The 3345-nt window shown below is 67.7% G+C and carries 2 protein-coding genes and 1 pseudogene; 2 read left to right on the plus strand and 1 reads right to left on the minus strand.

The features are described from left to right. Nucleotides 1-240: 240 nt before the first annotated feature. The gene (locus PV342_RS40810) at nt 241-978 is read right to left on the minus strand and encodes a helicase C-terminal domain-containing protein (RefSeq protein ID WP_500321220.1); all 738 of its coding nucleotides are present in this window, start codon (nt 976-978) and stop codon (nt 241-243) included. 261 nt (nt 979-1239) lie between these two features. Here PV342_RS40810 and PV342_RS40815 point away from each other — a divergent pair. Together PV342_RS40815 and PV342_RS40820 are read left to right on the plus strand one after the other, a co-directional pair. After that, nucleotides 1240-2115: pseudogene (locus tag PV342_RS40815) on the plus strand (IS5 family transposase). A gap of 187 nt (nt 2116-2302) precedes the next feature. Then, the gene (locus tag PV342_RS40820; RefSeq protein WP_500321221.1) at nt 2303-3181 is read left to right on the plus strand and encodes a GNAT family N-acetyltransferase; all 879 of its coding nucleotides are present in this window, start codon (nt 2303-2305) and stop codon (nt 3179-3181) included. Nucleotides 3182-3345 lie beyond the last annotated feature (164 nt).

The following is a 3345-nucleotide window of genomic DNA, read 5'->3' on the forward strand; positions in this document are numbered from 1 at the left end:
CCATCACACCAACTCCCGCCCGGCAGAGGGGAAGGAACATCTGCCGGACACCACCATCCCAACCAAATAACCCAGGATTAAGCAACGACACGCTACTAGGACCGCCTGCGTGTCGGTGGGCTTGATGCGAGTGGGCTTGACCCCGTCGATGGGCCGGAGGATCGCAGGGTTATGCGCGAGCGCCTTGACCAGGGTTTGCTGGGCCTTGGGTTCATCCGTGAAGTGCTGATAAGCGGCGAGCTACTCCTGGAGGAAACCGCGCTCGATCGGGTCCTTGGCGGCGGCAACGGCCTCGCTCATGTGGGTGACGGCCTGCGCGTACTGGCCGAGCAATGCCTGGTCGCAGGCACGGCGAGCGGGTACGGCGACCGCGGAGAAGTTGGTCTTTGGGTAAGTGGCTTCGGTCAGGGCGCCCCGTGCGGCGGCAATCCAAGCCGGGTCCCGTCCCAGGACCTGCGCGATCACGCCCTCGATGTTCTCCAGCGGCTGGCCGGCCAGTGTCGCTGCGATCTGGCGGGAGAACTCGATCTGGGCGCGGGTGGCGGCGCTGAAACGTGAACGGTACCTGGGCGAGGCGATCAGCTGTGACAGGTGGGGCCCCATCAGTAGGACCACGCAGTGGTCGTTGGCGGAGCGCACCCCGCGGCCCATGCCCTGTTCGATGCGCTGCAGCTGTCGGTTGACCATCTCGTCGGAATCGCCGAGCACGATTGCCTCGCGGCGGGTCTGACCGCCGTAAACCTGCGGCAGCCCGTACAGGATCAGGACCTCGCACGCCGTGCGAGGCAGGTCGATCCCGTCGTACTTGTTGACCAGCACCACCAGGCCGACGTGATCCTTGCGAAGCGCTGCGACCGCCGCGCCGATCTTCTCCGAGTCCGAGGCGGTGAGCTTGGCGTAGTCCTTCCAGGCGGTGGCCCTGCGGTGGGAGGGGACCAGCACAACGACGTTGACCCGCTCGGCGAGCTTGGCGGCCATCTCGCGTACCGCGGCGTCCTCGATCGAGGGGCTGATGTCCTGGGGCGCGAGGGATCAGGCGGTCGCCGAGGTAACCGGCGCTCGACGGCGTGATCGCCGTCCCCACTGTGTCACCAGTACGAGGACGACTCTCCGCCTTGCGATGCACCGCACCAGACGCCGCGGGACCAGCCCTCCGGGCGACCGACGCTACTTTCGAAACAGCCCGGCCCTAGACCGTGTGTCGAAAGTGGATCTTGAGGCGGTGCATGATCACCGTTCATGGGGCGGGGAGATCTCACGGACAGACAGTGGGCGGCGCTGGAGCCGTTGCTACCGAAGGGCGTGAAGGCAGGTCGGCCGCCTGTCTGGTCTCGGCGGCAGTTGATCGACGGCACACGGTTCCGGGTCCGGACCGGTGTTCCATGGCGGGACGTACCCGTCGAGTACGGGCCGTGGGACCGGATCTACGACCAGTTCCGCCGGTGGCAACGGGATGGCACCTGGCACCGGGTCCTCACCCAGCTTCAGTCCCTGGCTGACGCGAAGGGTGCGATCACGTGGGACCTGAGCGTCGACTCCACGGTGTGCCGTGCCCATCAGCATGCGGCCTGGGCCCGGAAGCGGGGGTGACCTGCAGAAGGAGTCACGGGTGGTGTCTTTGCCGAGCCTGGTGATCACGGGCTGGGGCATTCGCGCGGCTGGTTCACCACCAAGCTGCACCTGGCCGTCGAGCTTGGGCACAAGCCCATGTCGATCGTGGTGACGGCCGGGCAGCGTGGAGACTCGCCGCAGTTCGAACCGGTACTGGAGAAGGTTCGCGTGCCCCGCACCGGACCGGGCCGGCCACGCGTCCGCCCCGATCGCGTGCGGGCCGACAAGGCGTACGCCTCCCGCAGAAACCGCGCCTACCTGCGCCGACGTGGCATTCGCGGCACCATCCCGGGCAAGGTCGACCAGGCTCGCAACCGCAAGAGACTCGGCGCTCACGGCGGCCGGCCGCCCAAGTTCGACGCCGAGGACTACGAGGCTCGACATGCGGTCGAATGTGGCATCAATCGTCTCAAAAGGCATCGTGCCGTGGCCACGAGATACCACAAGCTCGCGGTCCGCTATGAGGCGACCGTCCTCGTCGCGGCCATCAACGAGTGGCTGTGACCACAAACCCGCACCGCCTATCCGTTAATCCGTTGCCCAGGGGTCCGCCGGCCAGCTAGGTTCGCCCAGCCGTCCGCATCGGTGCAGGCCGGCGCTGTCGACCAGGAGGTGTGGAGCACATGCGCACGAGTGCCCAGGAGTTGAGCTCGCGTACTGACCCTTGCCACCTCCTCTCGACGGAGACACCTTGTCCCTTCGCATCACCCCACTGACCGACCCCGCTCACGGGCCGCACGGCCGGCGTCTCGCCTGGCTGGCCTCGGACGCGGACTCCATCCCTGCCGGGACCGCCTTCTTGCGCCTGCTCGACGGCGGACAAGAGCACCTCGCCGAGCTCGACCTCCGCGTTCATCCCGCGGAGCGCCGCAAGGGCGTCGGCTCCCGGCTCCTCGACACCGCCGTGGCCACCGCCCGGGACAACGCCCGACGCCGCGTCGTAGCGCAGGCCGAAGCCGGATCGCCCGGCGACCACTTCCTGGCGGCACGCGGCTTCCGGAAGGTCCTCACCTTCACGTACACCCGCCTGGCGATGGCCGACGTGGACACCACCGTCCTCGCCGGAATCGTCGAGCGTCCGCACCCCGGCTACCGGCTGACGTCATGGCAGGGAACCGTCCCCGACGAACTCGTCCGGACGTTCGCCGCCTCACGCCGCGCCATGGACGACATGCCCATGGACGACGCCGAGTACGGCACGGTGGCCTGGGACGTGGACCGCGTGCGGGCTGCGGCGAAGGCCGTCGAACAGCGCGGCGACCACCTGCACACCGTCGTCGCCATCGACGCCTCAAACGGCTCGATCGCCGGGTTCACCGAACTCGTCATTCCCGGCAACGGCGCAGGTGACGGCCAGCACTACGGCACGGGCGTGCTGCCCCAGCACCGTGGTCACAGCCTCGGCCGATGGATGAAGGCCGAGTCGATCCGACAAGCCCATGGGGACTATCCGAACCTCGATGGCCTCCTGACCGACACCGCCGACAGCAACGCGCACATGCGACGGATCAACGACGGTCTCGGCTACACACCCACGCACACGACACACCAGCATCAGCTCGGCCTCTAGCAGAGAGCGGGCGGGCCGGACCGGGGCATCACCCCGCCCGGCCTGTCCGTGCTTTCGATACACGCCCTAGCTGTTCTGTCCACAGAGGTTGGTGACGGATCTCTCGGCTGAGGGATCTTGAAATGGGTGAGGGCCTTCTGGCTCGGTGTGGATTGCGACATCTG

This window comes from Streptomyces sp. PA03-3a (assembly GCF_033792735.1).
In the GTDB taxonomy this organism is placed as follows: Bacteria; Actinomycetota; Actinomycetes; order Streptomycetales; family Streptomycetaceae; genus Actinacidiphila.

Bases quoted from the DNA above. Each gene is read 5' to 3' on its own strand.
- PV342_RS40810 (WP_500321220.1), bottom strand. From the start codon at position 978: ATGGCCGCCAAGCTCGCCGAGCGGGTCAACGTCGTTGTGCTGGTCCCC.